Source organism: Pseudoalteromonas sp. KG3, assembly GCF_030436385.1.
Taxonomy (GTDB): Bacteria; Pseudomonadota; Gammaproteobacteria; order Enterobacterales; family Alteromonadaceae; genus Pseudoalteromonas; species Pseudoalteromonas prydzensis.
This window is the reverse complement of the sequence record NZ_CP098523.1, coordinates 62,184-86,806: the sequence shown is the minus strand read 5'-3', so window position 1 is coordinate 86,806 and position 24,623 is coordinate 62,184. Positions and strand designations below refer to the sequence as shown.

Below are 24,623 nucleotides of genomic sequence, written 5' to 3'. Positions count from 1 at the left end.
TTGTTAAGCACGATTGGGCTATAGGCAAGGGCTAACTACTCTACTATTGGCTCTAGTGTGCTTTTTAAGCTGCTGGCTGTTGATTTATGGCTGGTAAATTCGCCTTTGGTAATTGGCGGTCCCGCGCCCTGGTCTTTGTGGCCGTGGGTTTCTAGGCTTTGGTTTATGTCTTTTACCAGTGCGATTAAATCTAGCAGCACTTGAGCCACGTTTACTGAGTTATTGCCGAGCCACACGGTTTTGCCTTCTACCTTTGCCAGTTCGGTGGCTTTGGCGTGCAGGGTTTTTAGTGTGGTTAGGTTCATGTTTTCGGTGGCTTCAATGTCTACCTGTTTTTTACTTCCTAGCATTAACCCTTCAAGTGCGACTATTAAGGCTTTTTCACCGACTACTGTTTTTAGGGCGCCCATGACTTCGGTTATTTGGTTGCCGTCAATTTTTAGCGTGTCGTGTGCATCTATGCTGCAGGTGCGTTGATGGTAAATTTCTTCGCGGTTGCGCGTTTTTATTTTACTGCTATCGCTTGATTGGGTTATGTCGCCGTCGGTTGTGGTGTGCCAGTTACCGTCGCGGCCTTGTAGTTTGCTGCGGCTGTTTTGCTGTAGTGTTACGTCGGTACGTTTGTGCTCGGGCACTAGGCTTTGCCATGGCAGTAAATTGGTGATCACGGCATGGCTGTTTAGGCCATCAATATACTGTATTAAACAATGCATGCCTGGCGTTGGTTCGTTTAATAATCCGTGGTCGGATGCTTGGCCTGTACCGAGTGTTACCTGTTGAAATACGGGCACGGCCAATGGCTCGCCTGTTAGCGGGTTTAATAGCTGCACGTCGGCTGCTTTTAGCGGCCTAAATGCGGTGCTGATTGTTGCGGTTGCGGGTATGTCGTAAATACGTTCGATACGCGCGAGCTGGGGTAAGTGTTTGCGTTGCCCAAGCTCTGGAAAGTAGCGAAGCACTAAGCGCTTTATAGCGTTTTTGACCATCGGATCACCTGTTTGTTGCCGCTGAGTGTTACCTCGGTTATGTAACGGCCGTTTATTTTAATGCCTGGCCGCAGCTTTGGCGTTGCCATTATTGAGCCAGCATTTGCACCGGTTGCTTTTATTGGGTGTTCTTCAAAGTTGGTTATTTCGGCTTGTGGCCAGCGCGAGTCGTGCCAGCTGCCTACGTATACTTTGCCGTCGGGGCGTTGTTGAAATATAAAGTCGGGAATGCTAAACACATGCGCACATTGGCGCAGTGCTTCAATGCCAGTGCCTTGGTGATAAAACGCGGGCGCTGGTGTGCTTGTGTAGTCGGCATCGGGGTAAATAAACTCAATGCCAATGGTGCTTAGCTGATCGCATACGTTGGCGAGTGTTGCATGGCGTATTGCCAGGTTATGTGCAAACGATAATGCACCTATAAGCTCGCGGCAGGTTAAAAACCAGCGGCCATTGCTTTGGTGTTTTGATTCGATTACGCCTAAAAAGTATGGCTGCATGCTGTCGATGGCATAGCCTAAGTGTAGTTCAACAAGGCCTTGTGGTTCTTGCTCTGTTACCACAACAAAGCTGGCGCGGCCTGTGCTGAATAGGTCTAGTTGTGTATTATCGCTTACTAAATTGGTGACGGGTTCGCCACCAATTGTAAGGGTTTTAATTAACCGGCTGCTGCTCATGGCCCTTCGCTTTTATCAAAGGCGGTTTGCACTGTTGCGTGCCCGTCTATTGTTTGGGTTTGGCTGTTTTCAGCGGCTTTGCCGTCTATTTTTTGTTGCGTTCGCTCTGCTGTTGAAAGTACTTCGAGTAATTTAAATGTAACTTGCCAGCCTTTTTTGCCCTCTTCTTCGCTGGCGTTTATGTCGCCATCGAATTTTACTTTGCGGATTTTATAGGCTTCGGTTATTTGGCTGTTTATTGTAAGTACCGCGCGTGCGCCGTTGGCGTCGAGCTGTTTTGCACGAGTGATTAGCTCGGCTAAATCGGCGGCATCAACAAAGGGTATTTTTGTGGTTACTGATACCACGCCTGGCTTTATGCCGTTGTCGTTTGATAGTGCGAACGAGCCAATGCCGCTTAGGTCTTCGCTGGGCAATTTAATACCACAATTTATACGGGTTTCGTAGCCGGGTACTTGCCAGCCGTTAAGTGTGATCATGCGAATAGCTCTTTAATTGTGTTTATGTTTTCGGTGCTGCCTACGAATGCGCAGTACGCCCAGTGCTTATTGTTATTACCAAGGGTTTGTATTTGCTGCGCTAATGCGCGGGCACTTTGGGCACTGCTATTGGTAATTGTTAAACCGCCAGCGGTGACAAATAACGAGTTGGTTAAACGCTGATCCCGTTGTGTTTTTAATTGCGCTGTTTCGTTTAGGGCCGTATTAATATCTGTGATCAGGTTTATGCCTTCGTCACTTACCAGTGCTAGGCTTTTATCGTTAAACGCGTTTGCGAGTGCTGGCACTGCACAGCAATTGTTAACGTGCTGCCACTCTATTGATTGCTCAGTTGTGGGCAGGCGCATTTTGTCAGTATCGAGCGTTGATAAACTTAATGCATGATCAGCTGCATGGGTAAACACCGCTAATGGACAATGCTGGTTAAACTCACTTAATAAGCTTGCAAGCTGTGCGGGATTGCTGGCGCTGCAACTGAGTATGACTGCATTAAATGCGCTTGGCCGTTGTTGGCGAGTGGCGTCTTTTATAGCTGTTGCCAGTAATTCGCTACCCGCCGCGGCTGTTATTAGGCTTGGCGTTTGGTAGCTATTAAGCGCAATAATATTTATCTGCGTAGAGGCGGCGTTTAAATCCGCTCTACTTTGGGTATTAAATGACAATGGTATTTGCATAGCATTACCTTAAAAACGATAGCAATTTATTAAGCTGACTGTAGGCCCACACACAAAACCACATAATGTAGGCTTTCCAAATCGGTACGCCGTTGGTTTTAAGTAACGTAAAAAACTCATAATGTGCTTTTTTACGCCCTGTTTTTAACGCGTAGTCATGCCATATTGCAGCAAGTAACCCCTTGCCAAATGGGTTATGAAACCAACGAACGTACCACGGCAGTGTAAATCCATCGGTTACAAAAAAGCGGTGCACTTCACCAAACTGGGTTTTTAGTGGCTCTAGCAACTGGGCTTTACCCGCGCTTATAAAGTTTAGTTTAATTTGCATGGCTGCACCTAAATTACAGAGAACCGGCGCTCTGTTAGTGCAAAAACGTCTTGCTCGTAATCAGAGTTAATAAGCTCTTGGTTAACAATCCATACGCCGTTAGTTTCAAATTTTAAAGGCAGCGTGAACGCACCGCTTACCACTTCAGCAGGCATTAGCTGCACACGGCCAGTATCTATGCGTTTGAACGGCACTTTAAATTTACGATCAGGAATTGCTAATTGCCCCGTAGCAATAACCGCGTCGCTTGCTTGCGGTACTGTGTACTCGTTTTCAACGTTTACATAGCCCTCAAGCTGGCCTGCTACATTGTCGATAATAACGGGGATCAATGGCGTTTCAACGGGCGCAATACTCGCTAAATAATCATCAACGCTGTAATCGCTAACAAGCGATTTAGAGCCTGTATAGTCAGCAAATAAATACATTTCCTCGTTAATTTCTACAACATCTTGCTGCTCAAACAAAGATGAACTATCAGGTAATTGCGGTTCAATTAACCCCGAATTAATTTTTAGTAATAACTTCATTTTACACGCCCTCACTCAGTGGAATTTTAAAGCCCGTTGTTTTATAAATGCAGTCCGAAGCCCACCTTTCTAGCTCTGCTCGCGTGTAAAACTTAGGCCGAAATACTGGAGCAATTTGGTATCTACCAGCTATTGTAAATGCCCCACAATAAAATAAGTTTTTACTAATTTGCTGTACATCTCCGTTAAATGCATCGATGGAAAGATCATGCGATGTTTCTACGCGCTCTTTAGCTGATATATCAGATAACAATAAATTATCATTTAAACCAAACACTACTGATAACGCATCATGGCTGTTGTAAGTTCCACTATCTAATCCAGAGCGCTTTATTACAACCGCACCATTAAATAGTGCTGCTGCGCCACCTCTATAGCTATATGTTTGTGAAAATTCTTTGATTGAGAATGTGTTTAATGGCTCTTCAACAAAGCTAAATGTACCTGTGTTAAGCCTGTAAGCTTTTGCCGCGTGCTGTGTGCCCCCTTCAGCTTCACCAATCAAAATAATGTCATTATTATGCTCAGTAAAAACCAAGTTATTACTTACCAATGTTCGCGTTGTTGATAGCTCAGCTATACCGTCAGATACTGCAAATCTAACAAACCAAACACTAGGATCATTCGATGCGTGGCGTATTAATGCGTAAACATGTGTTTCTGTAAAAAACACTATTGGCATGCCGCTTTTAAATGCAAGTGTGTAGCGGCCAAAATCAACTGTGCTTGTAGTCCATTTAATTGAACCATCAGTGTTATAATAAGTTGCTGTATAACCATTTATTTTTATAGACTCGCCAGCATTGTATTCGTTTGGCGCTTTAGCATAGCTAGCCATGCTCGTCTCAAATATAAACTCATTACCGAGTGGGTAAGTTGAGTTGGGCCAGCCAAGCAATCCACTTTTTTTAATAACACTATCCATTTAAAACTCCCACACGTTTAATTCTTTGTTATACACAAATACACGCTCGTTTTTATCATCAGCAACAATGGTTACTTGGATATCAATTGCGCCATCTGCTAAGCGCTTAAATTTAGCTGTTGTTTCATTAGCGTTAGCCTGTTTTATAACTGGCTCACCGTTACTTGCTCGTACTGAAAACCAATCGCCATTTTGCAGCTCGGTATTATCAAGGCCAACTAATGGCGCTGTGTACTCGTTACTATTAATAATATTGTGGCGTTTAAATACATTGATTATTGACTGAGTAGCAAACGGCAGTAACGTATCAAATGTGGTTTTACTGTCTTGGTCTGTTATTACACTCATACTGTCCACCCTCCATTTTTAAAAATAAATGTTCGTTCTATGCCAGGCGTTGACATTTGATATTCAGTGCCTGCCTCTGTATGTTTTTGTATTGTCTTTGTTGCAGGGGCTAAAACCTTCGCAGGCATTGCTTTGGTTGCACCTGCAGCAACATCAAGCATTACAGTTAAACTTGTGCCTTCGGGTACATCGTCAATTAGTTGTAACGTTGTTACTGCTGTAAACACATGACGACCACCTAAAGTTGCCATTGTTGGCGTTGCAATAAATTTGTAATGCGCCATTTGCGCTGGTATTCCACCTGGTGCTGTACCATTACCGATAAAAAATTGACTTTCTGAAGGCGACCAACCTGGTTCACCATTTGCTAAAACAGTTTGTTTTCTGTCGTTTTCGGTGCCGCGTCTAAATTGTATTTTTCTAGTCATTAAAATGTTCCCCCATCAATTGCTCCACCCTCTACGGCAAGACCTAATGAACTAACGTAAGTACGTACCCATGACGTATTAGCTGCCCGTGTGTTGTTCGTGCTAACAGGTTGAGTAGGCACTGTTGGGTTACCGGTAAACTCTGGCGAACTAAACATGCTTGATTTAGACTCGTTGGTTACGTTACTTAGCCCAACATCGGCTTTAGTTAGCCTTAATGCGCCTGTTTTACCGTTTACTGATAAAACTGAATCGGTTGGTGTTCGCAATAATACCCAGTTTGCAGGAACGGTCGCCGGTGATGCTTTTAAAATATACGTTTTGTTTAAGTCAGATCGAACAGCAATATCACCGGTTTGTGCCGCCAGTGCTAACATGGCTGATTGGCTCGCAACTTCTGATATTTCACTTATTGCTAAACTTGGCAATACTGACTCTGGTACTTTACCTTTTGCATCAAGTACCAATACTTCGTTGGCATTTACACCCGCGTTTTTTGTGATTGCTGAGCCAAGTGTTTTAAAGATATCAACGCCGCCAGGCGTTAACCCGTCACCGATATAAAGCTTTTTATCGTCAGTGATCCAAACAGGTTCACCGGCGCTGGGCGTGATGCTGCCGCGATTTGATTCAACACCGCGCCTAAACTGTATTTGATTAGACATTATTAAATTCCTCCACCGTCAATTGGGGTTGCGTTAGGGTATGAGTCGGTAAAATTACCGCCGTCTAGTGTTAACATACCAGTTATTTTAGTTAGTTCGTTTGTTACCCAATTTTGCGTAGCGTAAACCATGCTTGGATCTATTTTTAAATTGACAACATCAGCCTGGGTTACATCTATAATTGCTTTTATGCCCAGCTCTGCTGCTGCGTTGTCGTCAATATTGGGCTTGTATGTGGCCGGATATTTAACAATGGCAAATGCTACGTTGTCTTCTGTGTAGAAAGCAGCTTCTTTGACATAAAAGCCGCCCTCAGTTGACGGCACAATGCCTATCATTTCAACGCGACTCGCATTGTCAGTCACCGCTTGAGAGCTATTAATTAGCCCTGTAAAGCGTGGATTTACTAAATCATTAGCGTCAGGCAAAATATCTCCATCACCGACAGCAAATTTAATAATGTTAATTTTTAATCCTGTGCCAATGGCGTTAGCAACTTTTGCCCGCCCCGCTGCTGTTAACATTGTCCAGTACAATGGTTGTGTCATATTTATATACCTCTTGGGAAAACTTTAGTTTCATGAAAACTGGTTGTTGTACTACGTACTAACATGCTCATTGCTGAATCGATTTGACCCGCATAAAACGGTAAAACCGTTGTCTCTAAACGACTTACCTGTGCCGTTGCTGTTTTTATGTTGATTGTCGATTTTAAAAATAATTTTAAGCGATATCGCCTGCATGTAAGTCCGTACTGCTTTATTATTTCGCTTATTAACGCTCTGTTATTACGATATATTTCAGCAAAAACAATTACCTCTACTTCGTCCCAATCAAACCCCTCTATGCGTTCATTTATTTCAAGTGAGCCAAGGCCAAGGCGGTTAAAAATCCGCTTCATTCCTATTGTTGACCCTGCATCCTGAGCATTGGCAAACGCATGTTTTACGCGTAGCCCATAAAGTTCTAAGCTTTCATTAGGCAGTCGATTTATGCCACGCTCCCATGCTAGTAGATCTAAAATAGCGGTTTGGGCGTTTTCGCTGTGCTGTTGCTCTAACCACCAAAACAAATAACTTTCAACCTCTTGCCAGTAGCTTTGGGCGACTTTTGCTAAGGCGTTGGCGTTTTGGCCTTTTAGCCAAATTGGTAATTGGGGTTCTAACTCGTTATTCATTAGTGAGCGCCACGCTGTTGACTGTGGGTAGCCATAGTTCGCAGTTAATGTCGGCGTTATCAAAGCGAATGGTTTTAAGCTCGCTAAATTGTGTGTGTAACTCTGTGGCTAGTTGGCTAAAGCTAAATAGTTCGTTTGGTTTGCATTTAGTTACGTTGTTGTATGCTGCATTTTGGCGAAAAGCGGCGCGTATAAATTGTTCTATATCGGCGCTGCGGTTTTGGGTGTTGGGGTGCTGTTGATAGTTAGCCACAATATTTTGTGGCTGTGTGTTAATTGCAAATACTTGCAAATCGTCACCACTGCCATGATTTCCCGCAGCTATGTGATTGTTTATTTGATTGAGTAACGCGGGGCTTATTTCACCTACGTTTAAAAATACATAGGCGTTGGCACTGCCTGGACCCCGTGGCGCGTTTTTTTCAAATACAATGTTATCTACCGATATACCCGTGAACGCTGAAATAATAGAGCGGTACACGGCATCAACGTGATAGCTGCCTAATGATGAAAACGCATCGCGTATACGCAGGCGGTAGTTATCGTCGGTTTCGATATTTTGCCCTGCCGTTGTTAGCCAGTCGGCATTGTTAGTTGCTGTTAGGTTTTCAATGTCTGAAATTACACGCACGTAATAGCCTGCGGCTAGGTTGTAATTTTGGCCTGTTTGCTCTGCTTGTACATGTACGTTGTGGGTTGATTGGCCCACTGCAAAGGTTTGGTCGTACAGGGTGAACACGCGATACACTTGGCCGTTAATTGGCAGGCTTTCTACTATTGTGCCTGCGCTTAGTGCTAGTTGGGTGTCGGTGTCGGCTCTGGTAAATTGAATAATCCCTTGTGCTTTAACGGCTGGCAGTTTTGGCGTTTTACGTGATTCACCGTGTTGCTTTAGCCATTCGCCACCTGCAAGCATTACAAATGAGTTAGGCATAACTTGGGTTATTAAGCTTTGTATTAGTTGCTCGGCTGGCTCAACCATAATTGATTTTTGCAAACGAAAAAACGGGCTAAACGTGCTGGTGTTACTTACTGTAAACTCGCCTTGATCTAGGTGCTTTTGCCAAAGTGCTTGTAGTTCTTCGTTAGTAACGGGTATGCCTGCGCTTTGTAGCTCTTGCTTAAATATATTTGTGTAGTCGGTCACGCGGCATCCTCGCTGGTTTGTGCTGTTACGTTTATTTCGCCGGTTAGCTGTTTAATCACTTTTATGGTGCCTGGCGTTAGGCGGTCGTCTTGCTCTACGATTAGCTCTATTTCGGTTAATATTTTGGCAACTATATTTTTATTACGCAGGCCAATTAGCTCAGTTAGTTTGCCGCTTTCGATAATGCGGTGCTTTATGTCTTGCGCTATTACGTCGCTGTTGGTTAATTGGCTGGGTACTGCAAAGTTGTCGAGCGCTATATCTTGCTCGATTATGTTTAGGTCGATATTTATAGTTGCCATTAGCCTGCAAGCTCCATCATTTGTTCTACGCTGTTTATTGGGTCGTCTGATTTAACTGTTAAGTTGTCGATATACACGCGCTTGCTATGATCGCTTTTACTGTTGTTATTTGTGCTGTTGCTGTTGTTAGTTAGGCTTTGCAGGTAAGCCGACTTTTGTACTTTTGGTTTGTACGCTGCCTCGCTTTGCTCTGCTTTTAACTGCTCTACGTTGTTTGCTGTAGGGAACGCGCTGTTTATTAATGCTTGGCTGCGCGCTTGCGACTGTAAATTTAACGGTGCTGTGTTGTCGGTTGGTACTGCTGGCAAGCGCTGGCTAGTAAATTTAAATGCATCGTTTGCGGCTTCTCGCTCGGTCATTATTTTGGGTTGTGCAGCTATGGCCTTCGTGCTAGTTGCGCTGTTAGTTACCGTTGCCGCATTGTTTTGCGTGGCGCTCACTGCGCTGTTAGTTACTGCGTTGTTTTGAGCGGCGCTCACTGCGCTGTTAGTTACTGCGTTGTTTTGCTCGCTTGAGAACGCGTTATTTATTAATGCTTGGCTGCGGGCTTGTGACTGTAAATTTAACGGTGCTGTGGTGTCGGTTGGCACTGCTGGTAAGCGCTGGCTAGTAAATTTAAAGGCGGCTTGCGCTGCTTCACGCTCGGTCATTACTTTTGGTTGGGCTGAATAAGCAGGGTCGTTTGCTGCTTGCTCTGCCAATGCCTGCTTGCGCATTCCTTCAGTTTCAATAATTGTTGTTGCTTTAGGAGCTGCATAATTTACAGGGCTGCTTGGTGCTACATACTGCGAGCTTGCTTGCTGAGCTGGCGCGCTTGCTTTACTGATAATGCTTTGCCCGTAGTCGCGGCTGTATGCTTGGTCGGCACTTTGCATAACCATTGTTTGCGGCTGAACTGCTTGGGTTACCTGCTCAACTTTGTTTGATACTTTTGCTGGCTCGTCGTCTGAGAAAAACGAGATAACCGAGTTTAATACGCCGTTGTCGGCGATGGCTGAAATAAAGCTACTTACGCCGTCAAATATTCCACTGATGCCGCTGGCTATGCCGCCGAAAAAGTCGCCCAAAAAGCCGAACGTTTCGGTTAAATAATTTATTAGCGATTCAATTATGTCGACTGCGCTTTGCCAAATTCCGGTGAAAAAACCCGATACAGAACTCCCCATGCCTGAGAAAAACCCGGTGATGGCGCCGCCAAAGCTAGACAGTAAATTACCCACATACGAAAATGCTGAGCCTATGGCGTTAACCATGCCCATAACTACGCTGCTAATTGCCGAAAATGCGGGTGCAAAAAAATCGTACACTCCTACGGCTATTGTTTTTATTAGCCGCCACACCAATTGCAGTGGCAGCGTTAGCAGGTCGAACGCAACTTTAAGGTATTTAAACACGGTTGAACTTTCCGCCCACTCATTAAATGCGGCGGTTATGTCGTCAAAATAATAGATAAGTGCGGCGACAGCGGCGATTAATGCAACAGCTGCTATAACAATCCACGTTAATGGATTTGCCCAAAGCGCTGCGTTAAATAGCCATACCGCTGCCTGACCTACTAGCATGGCTGTTTTGAATACACCAAAGGCAATAGCGGCTGCACTTACTGTGGCAATGAGCGATAAAAAGCCTAGTACACGCAATGCCCAAAGTGATGCAAGCCAAAGCTTGTTTGCAATAATTTGGGCGTTAGCAAGCGTGATACCTAAACCTGTTGCAAAGTTATATAGCCCCATGGCAAAGGTGGCTATACCGAAGGCGGTCATTAGCGCAACTAAGCCCACTACTGCGGTTGCGATCACGCTTGATAAAAATGGGAACTCTTCGGTTAGCGAAACAATGCCCGCAAACATTGATGCAAGCACTTCTACAAATGGCTCTACTACGGGTAGCAAGCGGTTACCCATTGCTGTGGCTGCGGCATTAAATGAACCGCCTAACCTATCCCACGGGCTTGCAATGATGTTTGCCAACTTTTCAGCCTCACCATGATCTTTTATCTGCTTTAATTTTTCAGTTTCATTCGTCACTCTGCCAATCTGCGTTGTTAAGTGATCAACCAAGCCGCGCCCACTTGCTCCTAAAACTTTATCTAAAATATTTTCTCTCTGGCTTTTAGTCGCGCCCTCTAATTTAGCGTTTATTTTTTCTATTATTTTGTCTGTTTCAATCAGCTTTCCGTTTTCATAAAAATCTATATTTAAAGCTTTACCCGCATTACCTATCTTATCAATGAAGCCCCCATAAATTCCGGCGGCCGCACTACCTGATTTTGCATAGTCTTTCAAAACACCAATAACAGCTAGTTGCTCATTTAGATCAACACCTTTGGCCGTTGCTTTGCTGCCCAGCTTACCTAATGCTGAGTTTAAATCACCACCCTCCATACTAAAGGCGCCTTGCATGTGGGCCATTTTACCAGCCAGTTCGTCGAAAAAATTAACCTTACCTATTTTGTCGGCATACTGCTTGTTACTGTTATATATTTTCCCAAAGGTATCTGACACTGTGTTTGCGTCGGTTCTTAATGCAACTGCGGTTAAATTTGATAGGCGCGTTATCTCTGCTAACTCTCCGCCTATTGGCTTTACTGCTTGCTGAATTTTATATGCACTTCTCACAAAGTCTGGTGCTTTACCTCCAAACTCAGAAATGAATTGCAGCCCTTTATTATTTAACTCATCCAGCGCACCACCAAGAGCACCTACTGATTGCACTTCGCCCAAAGCCGCTACCTGATCAATTGCGGGGGCTAGTGATTTAGCCAGTGCATAAGCGCCGCCAACGGCTGTGGCTGCGCCGCGCATCATTTGATCTTGCGCGGCGGCTGTTTGCTGGCTCAGCTGATTAATTTTAGCCATGACTTTATTAACCGGACCCGTCACCTTGTCGATGATGCCGATTGAATAATTAAGCTTGTCTAACTTGCTGAGCGTGGCCATTACATTACTCGCTTAGTGCTTGGCATATGCCGTTATTTACAGCAACTACAAAGTTTTCTTGCTGCTGCGTTTCGAGGTATAGCGCTTGCGCTAGGCTCTCTTGGGTTGCGGTAACCGCGCCAAAATACTTGGCGTGGTATGCCTGTAGCTGATCTAACCGAGACTTGCCTATTTGCTTGGCTCGGTCTTCGATTTTTTTACGGTGAAATTAAACTCCGGTTGGTATTCTTCAACAATTGCACCCACTAAAAATAATGCGGCGCCTGGCTGTTGCACTAGCTCTTTTAATTTTTTAGCGTCTTCTTGCACTACGGTGTTTAATACAAAGTTAGTTGCCGGCTGCACTTTGTTGTTTGGCTGCGTAGAGTTGATGTATTTGTTGTAGTCTGCTGCGTTTACGTTAAATGTAATTTCGCCTACCGGTGTTTCTAATGTGATTTTTTTCTCGAACGCCATGATTATTTACTCGCTTTAATGTCGGATTGATTTAGTAATGTGTATGTAAAATACGGGCCATACTTGGCTGCTGATTGCTCACACAAAGCAATAAATTCATCAAAGTCATTTGGGTTTGCAAACACCTGACAACCGGCAGACCATTTATCAACTTGGGTTGATGTGGTGGTCGCGCTTGCGCGGTGGCAATTAATCCCAAAGTAACCTTGCTGTAGCTCGGCTTGTGGTGTGACTTCCGTGTCTAACTCGGTGTTTTTGTCGTTGTCGCGTAGAACAACAACAGGTTTGTGCTGCACTAGGGCGCGGTATTTTCCCTGGTGATAACCCAACTTCCATAGGCTTTTATGCTGCCCTGCAATTAGGACCGCTGTGCCGCTTACGTTCATTGGATTTTGACGCCAGTAAATACCGGCGTCGGTGGTTGCTTTGTACTGCTTTAATTGCCATTCGCTGCCTTGCTGATACAGCACGCAAATAACATCGTTAAAGGTATTGGCGCGCGTGTTGTTGTGGCGAATACCTATGATATTTAGGTTTAATTCTCCCTCGAACACACGGTAGCCGCAGGCCTTTAAAGTGCTAAGCAATGTTGCGGCAGTTAGTTTGCGAATGGCTTTGGTCATTACAAGTCTCTCACTTCATCTGATGTTAGGTACGGCACGCCGTTGATTTTTACAAAGTCGGGACTGGTGATCGGACACTTAATTGATGTTGTGTCTTCTTCGCCGCCGTCGGCTTTGATGTTTAAAATTTCGTCTAGTTGCGGTAGACAGCCAAACGCTTCAATGTTCTTTTTGCCTGCTGCTACTTCGGCGTTAAATGCTACGTCGAACGGCTCAATGCCTTTCCAGCTACCTGCCTTTGCCGCTTGCGCTTGCACAATTAGCCAGTTTTCGTGGTCGAGCTTTAGGGTTACTTCGCCCTCCACGTCGCCGTCGATAAAGCCTTTTGGTACGCCACGCACTTTTTTAACTGTGCGGCCGTCGGTGATTTTTACGGTTGCTTCGATTACGTGCACCATTGAGTTACCAATGAAAATATCGAAGTCTTTACCGCCTAGTACTTTTTGCATGTTCGCTCCTACTCTGCGTTATCTAACATGATGCCAACTATGATGGTGTTGGGTGAATCGATTGGCTTAACTTTGAGAACGACTTGCAATGTAGTTGCGTTCATAAACGTTAGGCTGATGCTGTCATCTTTTGGCGTGTCGATTAAGCCCGGGAACTTATCGGCACCAATGTTAATTGAGCGCGCCATTTCGCGTAGCAGTTTGCCCATGATGCGCTTGCCAAATTCAATGCCACTGGCACTGTTGTTTAGGCGGTTTTTAATGTTTTGAATGGCAATAATGCGCACGTCGCGTGCGGCCTTGTCGACAATGCGGCCTGTTTCGATTTGCTGAAAGTCGCCGCCTTCAGCATCTAGCATGTTTACGTCGCCAAAATATGTGCCGTCGAAGTCTGGGTAAAACTGTGTACAACTAAAGCGCAGTGCGTCTAGTGCGGCGGTGGTTGAGTTGGTTAGCGGTTTGCCTTCGGCATCTTCTGGATGCGGCATTAGTGACATTGCCCCCGTTAGCACGCGCATTGGGCTATCTGCAATAGTGACTGCGCTTTTACATAAACGCCCAGTTACTGCGCCTAGCTCGTCGCCAAATAATCGGGTAGCCGGAGGTCTCTAACCTCCAGCCCCCACACCACCCATCATGCGGGTCCGCAATGGGCGGTTCATCTCCCGTAATGAATGTTGATCCAAATATCCCTCAATGACACTAAACCTTGTGAAGCTAAGTAGTTATTGCCTAGCGCAATGTTAATACCTTTTGTTTTTGAGCTTCTACAAGGGCCTTTACTGGTGATACCACAGGCTATGGCGAGTCGTTCGCTAACACCCAATTTCATTAAACTGCGTACTTTGGTGCGAGGTTTACGCCATTGCCGCCAGTAGCACATTCTTATCCTACGTCGGATCCAATGATCTAAATCCACCGTTAGCTGATAAGCGTTGGCTATCAGGTAGTAGTGTCCCCAGCCGCGCAAATACTGCGTGAGTTTATGAATTTGTAGGGTCATTGAGATCCCCCAGTTGCGGTTAGTGAGTTCCCTGACATTTGCTTTGAATTTCTTTAGCGCCTGTTCGTGGATCTGCACTTGACCGTAACGGAATGTGAACCCGAGAAATTTTGAGCCTGATACTGGACCCACTCGACTTTTCGATTCGTTCACTTTGAGCTTTAATCGCTTAGTGATGAACGCAGTAATTTCCCGCTGGATTATTAATCCTTCGCTTTTCGTTTTTACTAAAATGATTATGTCATCAGCGTAACGTGCAAACTTAAGGTGTTTGTAGGTTAGCTTCTTATCTAATTCATCGAGTAAGATGTTGGAAAGCAAAGGGGATAATGGCCCACCTTGAGGGACTCCTTTGGTTGACTCAAACCACAGACCTGTTTCGCGCTCTGCGATCCCCGCTCGTAAGTATTTACCGAGTAGGCGCATGAGTGCTTTGTCTTTGATTTTACGGCTAACACGATTCATCAGCATGTCATGATCTACTTCATCAAAGAACTTAGACAAGTCGATATCAACCGCTGTTTTATAACCTTGTTTAACACAAGACTGAACATGGTTCACTGCTTGACTGGCTCTTTTATGAGGGCGATAACCATAACTATGTGGTGAAAATTGAGGCTCAAAGTAAGGGCTGATCACTTGAGCAATGGCTTGTTGGATCACTCTGTCGATAACAGCAGGGATCCCAAGCATTCGCTCACCGCCATCAGGTTTGGGTATCATCACGCGTTTGACTGGCAAGGGTTGATAAGTGCCGTTAAGTAATTGTTGTTTAATACCCAGCCAATGTAACTTAGCGAAGTCATTAAATTCCTCAATACTCATATTATCAATACCCGCAGCCCCTTTATTGCGCTTAACATGTTGCCATGCTGCGCTAATATTGTGGTTGCTTAGTACCTTTGCCATAAGGTCATGATCTATTTGGTTATATTCATTCGAGGTATTATTCACAGTCGAACGCTGTTCATCACTATCACAACACGGTGATCTATGTGAATTCAAGTTCATTTGTAGTGTCTCCTCTGGTTAAGATGTTCAGGCCTTCACCGTGTCCCCTCCATTACGATGGGCGTTTGGCTACTATGCCGTCTGCTGACTTCTGATAAATCACTCTAGCGATTACTCGATAAAGCGCGTCTAAAACTAACGCTTGTTTACTGCTATTTCGCTCGCTGTAGGTCGCAGCAACCAAAGCGCCAAGGGTTGAACAACCAGTCCCTAACTGGTAATCTCCAAGCGTTAGCGCGGATGCGTGTTTATCAGATCTCCCCGAATAAGATGCATCGACTTTCTCTGCACAACTGCATCATTTACGGTGGCCGTTAGATCACATGACTTCGCTATCTTGTGCTAGCTCGTCTCCAGCCTACGCCTCATATGATGTTTTTGTTCATCAGCTCACAGATTTGCTAGCGGCTTCCTTCAGACTATCTCTCGCGATTTAGCCCTTGCCATTCGCTAGTAGTTATCGTTTAATAACAGTATGTTATTTAAACGGTGATCTTCCTACAGAGGACTTTCACCTCATAAGTCAATGCCCATGTCGGGCGTACACAAAGGAACAACAGCTGTTTGCGGTGCTACTACGCCGTCGGTTATAGGCTGTAATGCCGTTACTAAATCAGACCAATTTTGTAGTTCGGTTAGCCCTGGCGCTGCTATTAAAAAGCGCACTCGGCGAGCAAGGCTTGATAAAATCTCAAGCGCTTTGGCTTGATAGCTTTCAATTTCGGCCTTGCCTGTTACTGGTGTACAAATAACGATGATTTCTGGGCTAACGTCTTGGTCCATTGCCTGATCAATAAGCGCCATTACGTCGTCACCCACGCCATGCGGGATAGCGTAGCCACTGACTAAGTCATCGCCGTTGCGTTGCCATGCTTTTACTTGAGTTTTTAATGGTGAGTCGGCGGCGCCAAACAGATCATCAAAATCACTTTGTGCATTGATTGGTAAAATGCTGCCATTGTTTTCGGGCGCTTGGCCTAAAAACAATACGCTGCGTTCTACCTGTTTTGTAGCGCCACTGCCTGTTTGAATGGCGGCAACGGATACTTTACCTTGTGCCATGGTCGTTCCTTTTTTGCTTGCGCTACGCCACTTGCATAGCTTTGTTTAAAATAAAATTCATTTGCTCTTTTTGTTCGGCCATTGTTTGCCCTAAAAAGGAGCGGGCCGGTAAATCAATTTTCCATGCGCTCTTACCTGAGCTGCCCTTTAATTCGCGCAGTAAAAACCCTGCTTGGTTTTTACTTAAATTGTTTGTTATCCATTTAATGCTGGGGCGCTTGCTGCCCTTGCCTTTGCCACGCGGTATTTTGTAACCCTCGCTTATTAATGCGCGGGCCAAGTTGCGCGTGGCTGGGCCTTCTTTATTTTGTGCGGCACTGCTTTTTGGCTTGCCTGCATCTAGGCTTATACCTTCTTGGTGTGCGCGGGCTATTTTTCCGCTGTTGCCACCTTTAAAATATACGCTTGCGCTATTTGCGCCGTAGCGCACTTTCATGTTGCGCTTTAGCTTTGTTAGCATTTTCTTTTTTTTGCCGTTGGCGCGGCCTTGCCACCTTTTACCCGCTAAATCACTTTGCCTGGTGATCCGCTCTTTACTGCTTTTGTTTGCCGCACGTATTGCACTGCGCAATATGTTGCGGCGCTTTTGTGGCTTGAGCTGTAAAAACGCTAGCTGCTCTTTGCTGCGGCCTTCATCAAACTTGAGATTAAGCACGGCTCACTTGGTCTTCAAGTATGAACGCTTCGGCTATCCATAGGCTTTGCTCGCCAAAGTCGTAACGGTTGCCGTTAAATTCAAACGGGCCGTTGGGCGCTTGTATTAGCTCTATGTCTTCGCAAAGCTGATTTATTGTTAGCTCTACTTCGTTGCTGTTGTCGTCGTTAACGTCGGCGCTAAATTCAATGTCGGTGCTGTCGTATCGCCCGCCGCTGTTTTGCAACCAAAACGATGCAAAGGCACAAATAAGTGCTGCGGGTGCTGCGCATGGGTTTATGCTGATCGCTCCTGAGTAATAAAACCTTGCTGCCAATAGGCCGTTGCCGTTAATGGTTTTGCTGCTTGGCTCTATGCGGCCGCCTTCTATCCAGCTGTCGAACTGGGTGCTTAGCGCTAGGTTGCGGCCTTGGTATTCTGCGGTTGCTAAATGCTGCTTAAGCTTTGCTATTTTGCTTTGGCTCATAGTAGCTCTACCGTTAAATTTGGGCTTAGGCCTTGCAGCTGGCGCATGGCGTTTATGCTTTCTCTTAACCAATGTTCGTGGTTGTCTATTGCCGCTTGGCTTTGTGCTGTTGCGTTGTCGCGGTGCGTGCTGCCTAGCTTTGATACCAACAAACTGGCTTTTGCTTTGCTGTAAACTGCGCGCTTATAAAACAGGGCTTGCGCGGCGCTTAACGCTTGGCCATTGGTAAGCTGTGTATTTGCTAGCTCTTGGTTAATTTCGGCCTGCGCGTAAAGTATCTTTTCTAGCAGTACGTCGCTTTTACTGGCGTACTCTTGGGCTATTGCGTAGTGCTCAATAAAATGGGCGGTGCTTAGCGCTGGGTAATAGCCGCTGGCTTCAATGATCACATTGACGCTTTGTAAATCTGCTTGTGGCATACCACTTAAATTCATATTGCACCTGTAAAAATACACACATTAAATTGGGTGCGGGCGCCACTTAGTCACGCGCGTTAAGCAAGTAATGCTAACGTTGTGCTAAGTTGCCCGCTGGCGTTGGAGCTAGTTAGCGGTTTGCTGTTCTGGCTCCGCTGGTTTAATCATTTTTTGCAATTCTTTTAGCAGGGTTTTAACGCCTGCTTTGTCGTTAATTGATTGGGCTATTTTTGCAAAGTAAAGTGCGCTACCTAAGTTGAGCTGTGCTTTATTTACTTTTGCAGCTATTGCGTAAAGCTTGCCGCCCACTACTTCTAACCCTGCCCAGTCTTGGTTTTTAACCACAAAAATTAAGCGGCGCAGTGTAAAGCCAATGTCGTACAGACCTTGTTGGTGTGATTCGGCAAGGTAGTAATTTGCGTCGTCGTAGAGCTGGTCGATAACGAACGCTGCCCAGTGCTTGGTATTAAACACGGTTGGCAGTGGTTGCTTTTGCTCGATCATTAATGGCAATAAGTCCATTACTGCATCCCAGCGCTTTAAATCAACTAGCCAAATAAACACCCACGCCAACACTTTGTTGTGGTGGTTTTGGCCGTTTAGGCGGTATTGGTTTATGTAGCCTAGGTAGTCTTGGCGCTCTAGCACTTCTGATTTGTATGTTGCTTTGTCGCTAATGTCGGCAAATGTTTTTAATTGAGCCAAGTCGGATTCTATAGCTGCTGCATAAAGCTGGTACTCGGTTTGCTTGTTTACGGTTGCTGGCGCGTTGGCTTGAGTGGCGTTAGCCGCTGCCGTTGGCGCTTTATTTTCAGTGCTTGTTGGTACTGCTTTAGCTTTGGCTAATGATTTTTTGAAAAGGCTCATTTAAAAATACTCGCTAATTGTTAAAAAAAGCCGCCCCGAAACTAGGGAGAAAGAGGCGGCTTGCTGCTGCTAAAAAACTATTCCCAGCCGGTGCCTGCTTTGTTTGGCAGTTTTACGCTGGCTGATTCGAAGTAGGCTACTTTTTCGAGGTCTTCGATGTAGTAACAGTCGTTACGCGATAGGTAGTCTTCTACACGTTTCTTTTTAGGGTTGTCTTCTACGTGGGTGCGGGTTGAGCCTGCTTGCACGTAGTGGCTTAGGTTGTCGAAACTTGTTACTAAAATGCCGCGCGATGGGAAGAACGGAATTTTATAACTGGCTAGGCCGCCATATGTTTTAATGATTTGCTCAAGTTCGATTTTGGTTTTTTCGCTTGGCGTGTGCGACTGCTTTGCATACAACTTGTTTTGGTCGTTTGCTAGTAGTTCGTCGCCAATTATGGCAACCATGTTTACGCGCTTGTGCTCTGGGATTGCTTGCAGTGCATCGAACACGGCTTGGTCTAGGTTTTCGTAATCACCACCGGCACCAATGCGAATTTCGTCAACGGTTGCGCCTTCGCTTACTGCGCGCTCTGGTGCGTCGCGGCGAATGAGTTGCAGCCAGCCAATGTTTACGTCTTGCAGCATTGTGTTGGTTGCTAGGTTTGTGGTGTCGGCAGCTGATGTGCCATGAAAGCCGATTTTAATAATGTCGAGCGCGATTGCTTGGCGCACGTGATTGCGATAGCGCTGATGGAAGTCGGGGAACTTTGACCACTGATCCATTTTTGCCCATGATAAATGAATGTCGCATTCTACCGGGTAGCAACGGTATTCACGTTTTGCTAAGCCTGCAACGTCGCGCGTTTGACGCTCTTTGGTGTCGTCGCTTTCTACACCGGCACGGCCTGTTACGCCACCGTCTACGCTCATCATTACTGATTGGCCTACGATGTCGTCTACTAGTGCGGTGTTGATTAATTGTAGAAACTCTACTGAGTCGTACGTTGCGTCGTATAAGCGCTGCTCAGTTGTTGGCTCTACGTTGAACTGCTCGTTCATTGATGCTACGCCGTAGTTGCTGGCCATGCCTGCAAGTACTGCGATAAATAATTGTTTTGTTCTGGTTTTCATTTTCGTTCCTGCGTTTTGCTAAGTTAAGTTAGGGTGCGGCAATTACAAGCAGTTGCTGTATTTGCCTTCGTCGCCTTCGTGTTCTTCGTCGGCGTTGGTTGTGTCACCCGCAGGTGTTTTTAATGCTTTGGCAAACTTTTCGTTAAGCTCTTCTAGTGCTGTTTTTGTGCTTGATAGCTCTTCTTTAAGTTTTGTTAGCTCGGCTGACTCTTCGGCTGGCGGGGCGGTTTCTTCTTCGTCGTCAACTTTTGTTGTTGAAAACGCATCAAGCTTTGTGGTTAGGCCGTCGAGCTTTTTGCCAAACTCTTCAAGCGGTGCGCCGAGTGCATCTTTTAATGCATTGGTTAATTGTGTTTCGTTCATGTCGGGATCTTCCTTAGTGAATAGTCGTTTGAAAAAGGGTTTTTTAGGTGTGTCGATAGGCTCACATGACCCTAAGTCAACGGTTAATAAAGAGACTTCCGTGTCGTCTGCTTTGCTCTTACTACTGAAATGAATGCGGTCGGTGTAGCAGCTTGCTGGGTAGTCGGTAACTGCTAGGCCGGTTAGGTAGGTTTTGCCAGTGCCCATGAAGTCGCGGCTAATTTCGATGCTAAAATATACAGCTTGGTCGGCTTTGTTTAATGCTACAAACCCTTGGTTGGGTGCGAGCACGGCGTATAGGCACACTACGCCTTCTTCGTTTTCGTATGCTTCTACGCTTACTACGTCGCCGAGCATGCCGGGTATATCAACGTTGTGTAGGTTTTTAGCGGCCCAGCCTGACCAGTTAAATTCGTGATCGAGGTTTATGCGTGCGCCATACTTGCGGGGGTTGTAGGTTTCTACTATGTCGGCTACGTCTTGCTCGGTGATTTCGCGGCCGTCGACGGTCATGCCAACAGCGGCAATAGAAAGTGGTTTTGTGCGTAGTTGACCTGGCATATAAACAAACCTTTTAAATGTTTTTTAATTAAGCGTTATGCTTTAAAGTAACTGCAGTTTGCACCCTCCTTTTGCACCTTTCCAACTGTTTAACTTTTTGAAATTCCTATATTTAACTTTTAGGAATGGACAGGTTTTTAACAGACAGATTACGCGCTTTATTACTAATACACTGCCGCCATGGATTAATTAATGTGGCGCAATATGAAGGCTAACTACGGACCAGACGTACGCAAAAAAGCACAGGATTTGTATGTTGTTGAGGGCTATACCTACGAGGAAATAGCTGATTTAGCAGGCATGCCAAGTGCGCGAAGTGTTAGGCGTTGGTCTGAGTCTGAGAACTGGGCTGACATGTGCCCAACGTATAATGCCGAAATGGCGTTTAGTCGCCGCATTAATTTGTTAGCCGATAAAGACAATAAAACCGATGCTGAATATAAAGAGCTAGATTTTTGCACGCGCCAATTGTGTGCACTAAATAAAAGCAAGCTTGCGCCTGCCCCTAAGCAACGCGCTAACAATGACGATGCTGGTGCTGGCAATAGTGGCGGCAGTGGCAAAAAGTCGAAGAAGAAAAAGAAAAATGATTGCGCTGGTATTACGCTTGAAATGCTTGGCGAGCTTAAAGACAAGCTACTTTACCCGCACCAAAAACATTGGTTTGAAAACCAAGATCACCGCACCCGCTTTATTTTAAAGCCCCGCCAAATTGGGGCTACTTTTTACTTTGCGTTTGAAGCCTTTTACGATGCGGTTATTAATGGCCGCAATAAAATATTTATATCGGCGAGTCGTGATCAGGCTGAGGTATTTAAAGCCAACATTGTAGCGCTGGTGCGTGAGCATTTTAATGTTGAGCTGACCGGCTCGCCAATGGTGCTTAATTTGGCTGGCGGCAAAACAGTTAAGCTTATTTTTAAAAGCACTAATGCGCGTACTGCACAATCGGAAAGCGGCGACTTATATATAGATGAAGTTTTTTGGATTCCTAAATATAAAAGCTTGCGCGGCTTGGCGCAGGCTATGGCAACGCATAAGCATTTACGAATAACCTATTTTAGTACGCCGAGCGTTACGAGCCATGAAGCGTATGACCACTGGAACGGTAAGTGGTATCGCAAAACTAAGGCGTGTAACGACCCTGAATTTGCGATTGATGTTAGCCATAAAAGCTTAAAAAATGGCAGGCTTTGCGAGGATGGCATTTGGCGACAAATGCTTACTGTGTACGATGTGGTTACCAGTGGGTTTGACCGCATTGACATTGGCGTGCTTGAAAACGAGTACAGTGTAGATGAGTTTAATAACTTGTTTATGTGCAAGTTTATTGATGATGCGCACAGTGCGTTTAACCTCAAGCAGCTTATGAACTGCGTTGGCGACTCTACCAAGTGGGAAGGTTTTGATTTAAGTTATGAACGCCCATTTGGCTTACGGCCGGTGGTTATTGGTTTTGACCCTGCGCGTTTTGGCGACAAAGCCAGCGTTGCTATTTTAAGTGCGCCGATGAAGCCTGGTGAAAAGTTTTTGCTGCTTGAAGCAATTGATTTAAGCGGTAATGATTTTGAAGCTATGGCCAGCGAAATAAAACTACTTACCGAAAAATACAACGTTGTGCACATTGGCGTTGATACCACCGGTATTGGTTACGGCGTGTGGGAGCTTATTACTAAGTTTTACTCTAACGCTGAGCCGATACATTACAACCCTATTATTAAAAACCGCATGGTTATTAAAGCAATTAACGTTATTCAAAACCGACGCCTTGAGTTTGACCAGGACGCGGTAAACATTGCTAGCTCGTTTATTAATATTCGCCGCAAAGTTGTTGGCGATCAAATAACCTATGCCACAAACCGCACAGCTACTACGGGCCATGCCGATATTGCGTGGGCAATTATGCACGCCTTGTTATTTGAACCACTGGACGGTAATGCCCACAGCCGCCAAACATCTGTAGGAATTGCAGCTTAATGAAACTTAAACCACGATTACAAGTAAGCAACGGCCAAGCGCCTAATTACAACCAACGAACTGCGGTAACTGATGCGTTTAGCTTTGGCGACCCTGAGCCATGTTTAGACAACCGGCTAACTGATTATGTTGGTGTATTTAGTGACAGCAACGGCATTTATGCGCCGCCCATTAGTTTGCAGGGCTTAATTAAACTGCTGCGCGTTAATGCCCAGCACGGGCCCATTTTGTATTTTAAGCGCAACATGATTTTAAAATGGTATAAGCCGAACGCGCTTTTAAGCCATCAAGCATTAAGTAAATTTGGCTTTGATTTGTTGTGGAGCGGCAACGCTTATTTGCAAATTATTAAAAATTCGTTTGGGCAAATTATTAAACTGCGGCACCTGCCTGCATTGACTATGCGCTATACGAGTACGCGCGGTGTGTATGCGCAATTAAGTAACCGCAGCCATGAGCCTATTTATTTTAATGCGGGCGAAATTATACATGTAAAAGAGTACGACCCGGGGCAAGGTATTTACGGTATACCGCAATATTATGGCGGCATTCAGTCGGCATTATTAAATGAAGATGCGACTTTGTTCCGCCGCCGGTATTACAAAAACGGTGCGCACATGGGTTTTATATTTTCAATGGCTGATCCTAATTTAAGCGTTGAAGATGAAACGGCATTAAAAGATGCAATACGCGATAGCAAAGGCGTGGGTAATTTTAGAAGTTTGTTTTTTAATTTCCGCAGTAATAAGGCTGATGCTGAAAAGTCGATAAAGATAACGCCCGTTGGTGACATATCAACCAAAGACGAATTTGAGCGTATTAAAAAAATTACCCTTAACGACATGCTCAGTATGCACCGCGCGCAAGAAGCGCTAAGCGGTCAATCGTCTGGCGACAGCGCGGGTTTTGGTGATTTAGACAAAATCACCCGCGCGTATTACAACAATGAAGTGGTGCCACTGCAGCAAGATGTATTAGGTATAAATAATTATTTACCTGCCGCGCAGCATATTGAATTTAAAGAGCCTGAATATTCAGACCTTAACCCAACACCCAAGGATGACGCATGAGCTGGATAGATATAATTGAATTTATTAAACAGTGGGGGCAATTACTTATGTTGAGCTTTTTAGCGGCGGCTATACAAATGTATTTAAGCCGTAAGGTGTTTACGTTTTTTCATTATTTTATGAGTGTGTTAATTGCTGTTTTTGCGGCGTACTTGGCAGCTATGTTTTGCGAGTGGCGGCAATTTGATGAAAGTTTAAAAACGGGCGTTATTGGTGTAACGGCTTATGCGGCCCCGCACATTTTGGAGGGGATCAATAAATTTATTGAAACGTTTAGCAAAGACCCAAAGGGCTTTATTAAATTAATTAGGGGCGGCAAATAATGGGATGGCTTACTTTGTTTAAATTGCTTAAAAATAATTTTAGCTTTGTTTTAATTGCGGCGGCTTTGTTTGTGGCGGGTGTTTTTTATATTCAAACGTTGCATTTAAAAGTTAGCGTTAACGATGCCGCGTTAGCAAATGCATCGCTACTAAGCGAGGTTGATTTGCTAGAGCAAAACAGCGACCAGCTGTTAGCGACGTTAAACAATGAGCAGTTGCAACGCGAGCGGCTTGAAGCTGAGATTGCAAATTCTCAGGCCAGGCTAAACAGTTTTATGCAAAAAACATCGATGCTTGAGCAAATAAGCAAAAGCAAAACCAAACAACTTAACGATATAGCGAGTAATAAAAATGAAACAGATTGCATTAATGCTGATATGCCTGCTGGGGTTATTGGGTTGCACGCTAACCCCTGAGCCTAAAGAGCGGGTTGTTATTCAAACGAGGTATAAGTATTTACTGCTTGATGATTGGATTGTTGCCCCAGTAGCGCACCCAACTTTGCAGGGCGCAAAATGGAAAAGCCTGAGCAGATTAGCAATTGAATATAGCAGCGCGTTAACGCAGTGCAATTCAC

Annotated in this window: 29 protein-coding genes and 2 pseudogenes; 4 read left to right on the top strand and 27 right to left on the bottom strand. The window is 45.0% G+C overall.

Annotated elements, in window-relative coordinates:
- Positions 1-35 precede the first annotated feature (35 nt).
- The 27 genes and pseudogenes from NDQ71_RS00525 to NDQ71_RS00395 form a co-directional block, all read right to left on the bottom strand.
- Positions 36-986 (bottom strand): hypothetical protein, encoded by a 951-nt coding sequence (locus NDQ71_RS00525; protein ID WP_301562052.1) that lies wholly within the window; start codon positions 984-986, stop codon positions 36-38.
- Positions 968-1,663, bottom strand: a complete 696-nt coding sequence (locus tag NDQ71_RS00520; RefSeq protein ID WP_301562051.1) for a hypothetical protein — start codon at positions 1,661-1,663, stop codon at positions 968-970. Before NDQ71_RS00520 ends, NDQ71_RS00525 begins: the two co-directional genes overlap by 19 nt.
- Positions 1,660-2,142 (bottom strand): hypothetical protein, encoded by a 483-nt coding sequence (locus tag NDQ71_RS00515; RefSeq protein WP_301562050.1) that lies wholly within the window; start codon positions 2,140-2,142, stop codon positions 1,660-1,662. Before NDQ71_RS00515 ends, NDQ71_RS00520 begins: the two co-directional genes overlap by 4 nt.
- Positions 2,139-2,837 (bottom strand): hypothetical protein, encoded by a 699-nt coding sequence (locus NDQ71_RS00510; RefSeq protein ID WP_301562049.1) that lies wholly within the window; start codon positions 2,835-2,837, stop codon positions 2,139-2,141. The genes NDQ71_RS00515 and NDQ71_RS00510 overlap by 4 nt, the downstream gene beginning before the upstream one ends.
- Positions 2,838-2,841: 4 nt before the next feature.
- A complete protein-coding gene (locus NDQ71_RS00505) occupies positions 2,842-3,168 on the bottom strand; it encodes a DUF1353 domain-containing protein (protein WP_301562048.1) in 327 nt (108 codons plus the stop codon).
- Positions 3,169-3,176: 8 nt separating this feature from the next.
- Positions 3,177-3,698 carry a hypothetical protein gene (locus tag NDQ71_RS00500; RefSeq protein ID WP_301562047.1) on the bottom strand — a complete coding sequence of 174 codons (522 nt, stop codon included), beginning with the start codon at positions 3,696-3,698 and terminating at the stop codon, positions 3,177-3,179.
- A 1-nt stretch (position 3,699) separates the two neighbouring features.
- On the bottom strand, positions 3,700-4,623 hold the full coding sequence (locus NDQ71_RS00495) for a hypothetical protein (RefSeq protein WP_301562046.1): 924 nt from the start codon (positions 4,621-4,623) through the stop codon (positions 3,700-3,702).
- A complete protein-coding gene (locus NDQ71_RS00490) occupies positions 4,624-4,971 on the bottom strand; it encodes a hypothetical protein (protein WP_301562045.1) in 348 nt (115 codons plus the stop codon).
- Positions 4,968-5,399, bottom strand: coding sequence for a hypothetical protein (locus tag NDQ71_RS00485; protein ID WP_301562044.1), 432 nt, complete (start codon positions 5,397-5,399; stop codon positions 4,968-4,970). Before NDQ71_RS00485 ends, NDQ71_RS00490 begins: the two co-directional genes overlap by 4 nt.
- Positions 5,399-6,064, bottom strand: coding sequence for a hypothetical protein (locus NDQ71_RS00480; protein WP_301562043.1), 666 nt, complete (start codon positions 6,062-6,064; stop codon positions 5,399-5,401). Before NDQ71_RS00480 ends, NDQ71_RS00485 begins: the two co-directional genes overlap by 1 nt.
- A 2-nt stretch (positions 6,065-6,066) precedes the next feature.
- A complete protein-coding gene (locus NDQ71_RS00475; protein ID WP_301562042.1) occupies positions 6,067-6,612 on the bottom strand; it encodes a phage tail protein in 546 nt (181 codons plus the stop codon).
- A gap of 2 nt (positions 6,613-6,614) precedes the next feature.
- Positions 6,615-7,241, bottom strand: coding sequence for a phage tail protein (locus tag NDQ71_RS00470; protein ID WP_301562041.1), 627 nt, complete (start codon positions 7,239-7,241; stop codon positions 6,615-6,617).
- Complete coding sequence (locus tag NDQ71_RS00465) at positions 7,234-8,388, bottom strand: baseplate J/gp47 family protein (RefSeq protein ID WP_301562040.1); 1,155 nt, start codon at positions 8,386-8,388, stop codon at positions 7,234-7,236. Before NDQ71_RS00465 ends, NDQ71_RS00470 begins: the two co-directional genes overlap by 8 nt.
- The gene (locus NDQ71_RS00460; RefSeq protein WP_301562039.1) at positions 8,385-8,690 is read right to left on the bottom strand and encodes a DUF2590 family protein; all 306 of its coding nucleotides are present in this window, start codon (positions 8,688-8,690) and stop codon (positions 8,385-8,387) included. Before NDQ71_RS00460 ends, NDQ71_RS00465 begins: the two co-directional genes overlap by 4 nt.
- On the bottom strand, positions 8,690-11,629 hold the full coding sequence (locus NDQ71_RS00455; RefSeq protein ID WP_301562038.1) for a phage tail tape measure protein: 2,940 nt from the start codon (positions 11,627-11,629) through the stop codon (positions 8,690-8,692). Before NDQ71_RS00455 ends, NDQ71_RS00460 begins: the two co-directional genes overlap by 1 nt.
- A gap of 168 nt (positions 11,630-11,797) precedes the next feature.
- Positions 11,798-12,085: a putative phage tail assembly chaperone gene (locus tag NDQ71_RS00450; RefSeq protein WP_010553474.1), complete on the bottom strand. Its 288-nt coding sequence runs from the start codon at positions 12,083-12,085 to the stop codon at positions 11,798-11,800.
- Between the two features lie 2 nt (positions 12,086-12,087).
- Entirely contained in the window at positions 12,088-12,708 is a 621-nt protein-coding gene (locus tag NDQ71_RS00445) for a hypothetical protein (RefSeq protein WP_301562037.1), read from the bottom strand.
- Entirely contained in the window at positions 12,708-13,157 is a 450-nt protein-coding gene (locus tag NDQ71_RS00440) for a phage protein (RefSeq protein ID WP_002960021.1), read from the bottom strand. Before NDQ71_RS00440 ends, NDQ71_RS00445 begins: the two co-directional genes overlap by 1 nt.
- A gap of 8 nt (positions 13,158-13,165) precedes the next feature.
- A pseudogene (locus tag NDQ71_RS00435) lies at positions 13,166-13,747 on the bottom strand (DUF2586 family protein); the annotation flags it as partial.
- 68 nt (positions 13,748-13,815) lie between these two features.
- A complete protein-coding gene (ltrA, locus tag NDQ71_RS00430; protein ID WP_301561782.1) occupies positions 13,816-15,171 on the bottom strand; it encodes a group II intron reverse transcriptase/maturase in 1,356 nt (451 codons plus the stop codon).
- 546 nt (positions 15,172-15,717) lie between these two features.
- A pseudogene (locus NDQ71_RS00425) lies at positions 15,718-16,233 on the bottom strand (DUF2586 family protein); the annotation flags it as partial.
- A 22-nt stretch (positions 16,234-16,255) separates the two neighbouring features.
- Positions 16,256-16,888: a phage virion morphogenesis protein gene (locus NDQ71_RS00420; RefSeq protein WP_301562035.1), complete on the bottom strand. Its 633-nt coding sequence runs from the start codon at positions 16,886-16,888 to the stop codon at positions 16,256-16,258.
- The gene (locus NDQ71_RS00415) at positions 16,881-17,354 is read right to left on the bottom strand and encodes a phage tail protein (protein ID WP_301562034.1); all 474 of its coding nucleotides are present in this window, start codon (positions 17,352-17,354) and stop codon (positions 16,881-16,883) included. Before NDQ71_RS00415 ends, NDQ71_RS00420 begins: the two co-directional genes overlap by 8 nt.
- Positions 17,351-17,788, bottom strand: coding sequence for a head completion/stabilization protein (locus NDQ71_RS00410; protein WP_301562033.1), 438 nt, complete (start codon positions 17,786-17,788; stop codon positions 17,351-17,353). The genes NDQ71_RS00415 and NDQ71_RS00410 overlap by 4 nt, the downstream gene beginning before the upstream one ends.
- Positions 17,789-17,896: 108 nt before the next feature.
- Positions 17,897-18,637, bottom strand: coding sequence for a phage terminase small subunit (gene gpM, locus NDQ71_RS00405; protein ID WP_301562032.1), 741 nt, complete (start codon positions 18,635-18,637; stop codon positions 17,897-17,899).
- 77 nt (positions 18,638-18,714) lie between these two features.
- Entirely contained in the window at positions 18,715-19,752 is a 1,038-nt protein-coding gene (locus tag NDQ71_RS00400; protein WP_301562031.1) for a phage major capsid protein, P2 family, read from the bottom strand.
- A 42-nt stretch (positions 19,753-19,794) separates the two neighbouring features.
- Positions 19,795-20,676, bottom strand: a complete 882-nt coding sequence (locus NDQ71_RS00395) for a GPO family capsid scaffolding protein (RefSeq protein ID WP_301562030.1) — start codon at positions 20,674-20,676, stop codon at positions 19,795-19,797.
- Between the two features lie 192 nt (positions 20,677-20,868).
- Here NDQ71_RS00395 and NDQ71_RS00390 point away from each other — a divergent pair, with 192 nt between their 5' ends.
- Genes NDQ71_RS00390 through NDQ71_RS00375 form a run of 4 tightly spaced genes read left to right on the top strand, consistent with a single transcriptional unit; the run spans position 20,869 to position 24,462 of the window.
- Complete coding sequence (locus tag NDQ71_RS00390) at positions 20,869-22,653, top strand: terminase family protein (protein ID WP_301562029.1); 1,785 nt, start codon at positions 20,869-20,871, stop codon at positions 22,651-22,653.
- A complete protein-coding gene (locus NDQ71_RS00385) occupies positions 22,653-23,723 on the top strand; it encodes a phage portal protein (protein ID WP_301562028.1) in 1,071 nt (356 codons plus the stop codon). Before NDQ71_RS00390 ends, NDQ71_RS00385 begins: the two co-directional genes overlap by 1 nt.
- On the top strand, positions 23,720-24,046 hold the full coding sequence (locus tag NDQ71_RS00380) for a phage holin family protein (RefSeq protein ID WP_288985718.1): 327 nt from the start codon (positions 23,720-23,722) through the stop codon (positions 24,044-24,046). The genes NDQ71_RS00385 and NDQ71_RS00380 overlap by 4 nt, the downstream gene beginning before the upstream one ends.
- Entirely contained in the window at positions 24,046-24,462 is a 417-nt protein-coding gene (locus NDQ71_RS00375) for a hypothetical protein (protein ID WP_301562027.1), read from the top strand. Before NDQ71_RS00380 ends, NDQ71_RS00375 begins: the two co-directional genes overlap by 1 nt.
- The last annotated feature ends 161 nt before the right edge of the window (positions 24,463-24,623 follow it).

What these genes read in the sequence shown, in the direction of transcription:
- NDQ71_RS00525 (WP_301562052.1), bottom strand. Translation starts at nt 986, where the DNA reads ATGGTCAAAAACGCTATAAAGCGCTTAGTGCTTCGCTACTTTCCAGAG.
- NDQ71_RS00520 (WP_301562051.1), bottom strand. Translation starts at nt 1,663, where the DNA reads ATGAGCAGCAGCCGGTTAATTAAAACCCTTACAATTGGTGGCGAACCC.
- NDQ71_RS00515 (WP_301562050.1), bottom strand. Translation starts at nt 2,142, where the DNA reads ATGATCACACTTAACGGCTGGCAAGTACCCGGCTACGAAACCCGTATA.
- NDQ71_RS00510 (WP_301562049.1), bottom strand. Translation starts at nt 2,837, where the DNA reads ATGCAAATACCATTGTCATTTAATACCCAAAGTAGAGCGGATTTAAAC.
- NDQ71_RS00505 (WP_301562048.1), bottom strand. Translation starts at nt 3,168, where the DNA reads ATGCAAATTAAACTAAACTTTATAAGCGCGGGTAAAGCCCAGTTGCTA.
- NDQ71_RS00500 (WP_301562047.1), bottom strand. Translation starts at nt 3,698, where the DNA reads ATGAAGTTATTACTAAAAATTAATTCGGGGTTAATTGAACCGCAATTA.
- NDQ71_RS00495 (WP_301562046.1), bottom strand. Translation starts at nt 4,623, where the DNA reads ATGGATAGTGTTATTAAAAAAAGTGGATTGCTTGGCTGGCCCAACTCA.
- NDQ71_RS00490 (WP_301562045.1), bottom strand. Translation starts at nt 4,971, where the DNA reads ATGAGTGTAATAACAGACCAAGACAGTAAAACCACATTTGATACGTTA.
- NDQ71_RS00485 (WP_301562044.1), bottom strand. Translation starts at nt 5,399, where the DNA reads ATGACTAGAAAAATACAATTTAGACGCGGCACCGAAAACGACAGAAAA.
- NDQ71_RS00480 (WP_301562043.1), bottom strand. Translation starts at nt 6,064, where the DNA reads ATGTCTAATCAAATACAGTTTAGGCGCGGTGTTGAATCAAATCGCGGC.
- NDQ71_RS00475 (WP_301562042.1), bottom strand. Translation starts at nt 6,612, where the DNA reads ATGACACAACCATTGTACTGGACAATGTTAACAGCAGCGGGGCGGGCA.
- NDQ71_RS00470 (WP_301562041.1), bottom strand. Translation starts at nt 7,241, where the DNA reads ATGAATAACGAGTTAGAACCCCAATTACCAATTTGGCTAAAAGGCCAA.
- NDQ71_RS00460 (WP_301562039.1), bottom strand. Translation starts at nt 8,690, where the DNA reads ATGGCAACTATAAATATCGACCTAAACATAATCGAGCAAGATATAGCG.
- NDQ71_RS00455 (WP_301562038.1), bottom strand. Translation starts at nt 11,629, where the DNA reads ATGGCCACGCTCAGCAAGTTAGACAAGCTTAATTATTCAATCGGCATC.
- NDQ71_RS00450 (WP_010553474.1), bottom strand. Translation starts at nt 12,085, where the DNA reads ATGGCGTTCGAGAAAAAAATCACATTAGAAACACCGGTAGGCGAAATT.
- NDQ71_RS00445 (WP_301562037.1), bottom strand. Translation starts at nt 12,708, where the DNA reads ATGACCAAAGCCATTCGCAAACTAACTGCCGCAACATTGCTTAGCACT.
- NDQ71_RS00440 (WP_002960021.1), bottom strand. Translation starts at nt 13,157, where the DNA reads ATGCAAAAAGTACTAGGCGGTAAAGACTTCGATATTTTCATTGGTAAC.
- ltrA (WP_301561782.1), bottom strand. Translation starts at nt 15,171, where the DNA reads ATGAACTTGAATTCACATAGATCACCGTGTTGTGATAGTGATGAACAG.
- NDQ71_RS00415 (WP_301562034.1), bottom strand. Translation starts at nt 17,354, where the DNA reads ATGAGCCAAAGCAAAATAGCAAAGCTTAAGCAGCATTTAGCAACCGCA.
- NDQ71_RS00410 (WP_301562033.1), bottom strand. Translation starts at nt 17,788, where the DNA reads ATGAATTTAAGTGGTATGCCACAAGCAGATTTACAAAGCGTCAATGTG.
- gpM (WP_301562032.1), bottom strand. Translation starts at nt 18,637, where the DNA reads ATGAGCCTTTTCAAAAAATCATTAGCCAAAGCTAAAGCAGTACCAACA.
- NDQ71_RS00400 (WP_301562031.1), bottom strand. Translation starts at nt 19,752, where the DNA reads ATGAAAACCAGAACAAAACAATTATTTATCGCAGTACTTGCAGGCATG.
- NDQ71_RS00395 (WP_301562030.1), bottom strand. Translation starts at nt 20,676, where the DNA reads ATGCCAGGTCAACTACGCACAAAACCACTTTCTATTGCCGCTGTTGGC.
- NDQ71_RS00390 (WP_301562029.1), top strand. Translation starts at nt 20,869, where the DNA reads ATGTGGCGCAATATGAAGGCTAACTACGGACCAGACGTACGCAAAAAA.
- NDQ71_RS00385 (WP_301562028.1), top strand. Translation starts at nt 22,653, where the DNA reads ATGAAACTTAAACCACGATTACAAGTAAGCAACGGCCAAGCGCCTAAT.
- NDQ71_RS00380 (WP_288985718.1), top strand. Translation starts at nt 23,720, where the DNA reads ATGAGCTGGATAGATATAATTGAATTTATTAAACAGTGGGGGCAATTA.
- NDQ71_RS00375 (WP_301562027.1), top strand. Translation starts at nt 24,046, where the DNA reads ATGGGATGGCTTACTTTGTTTAAATTGCTTAAAAATAATTTTAGCTTT.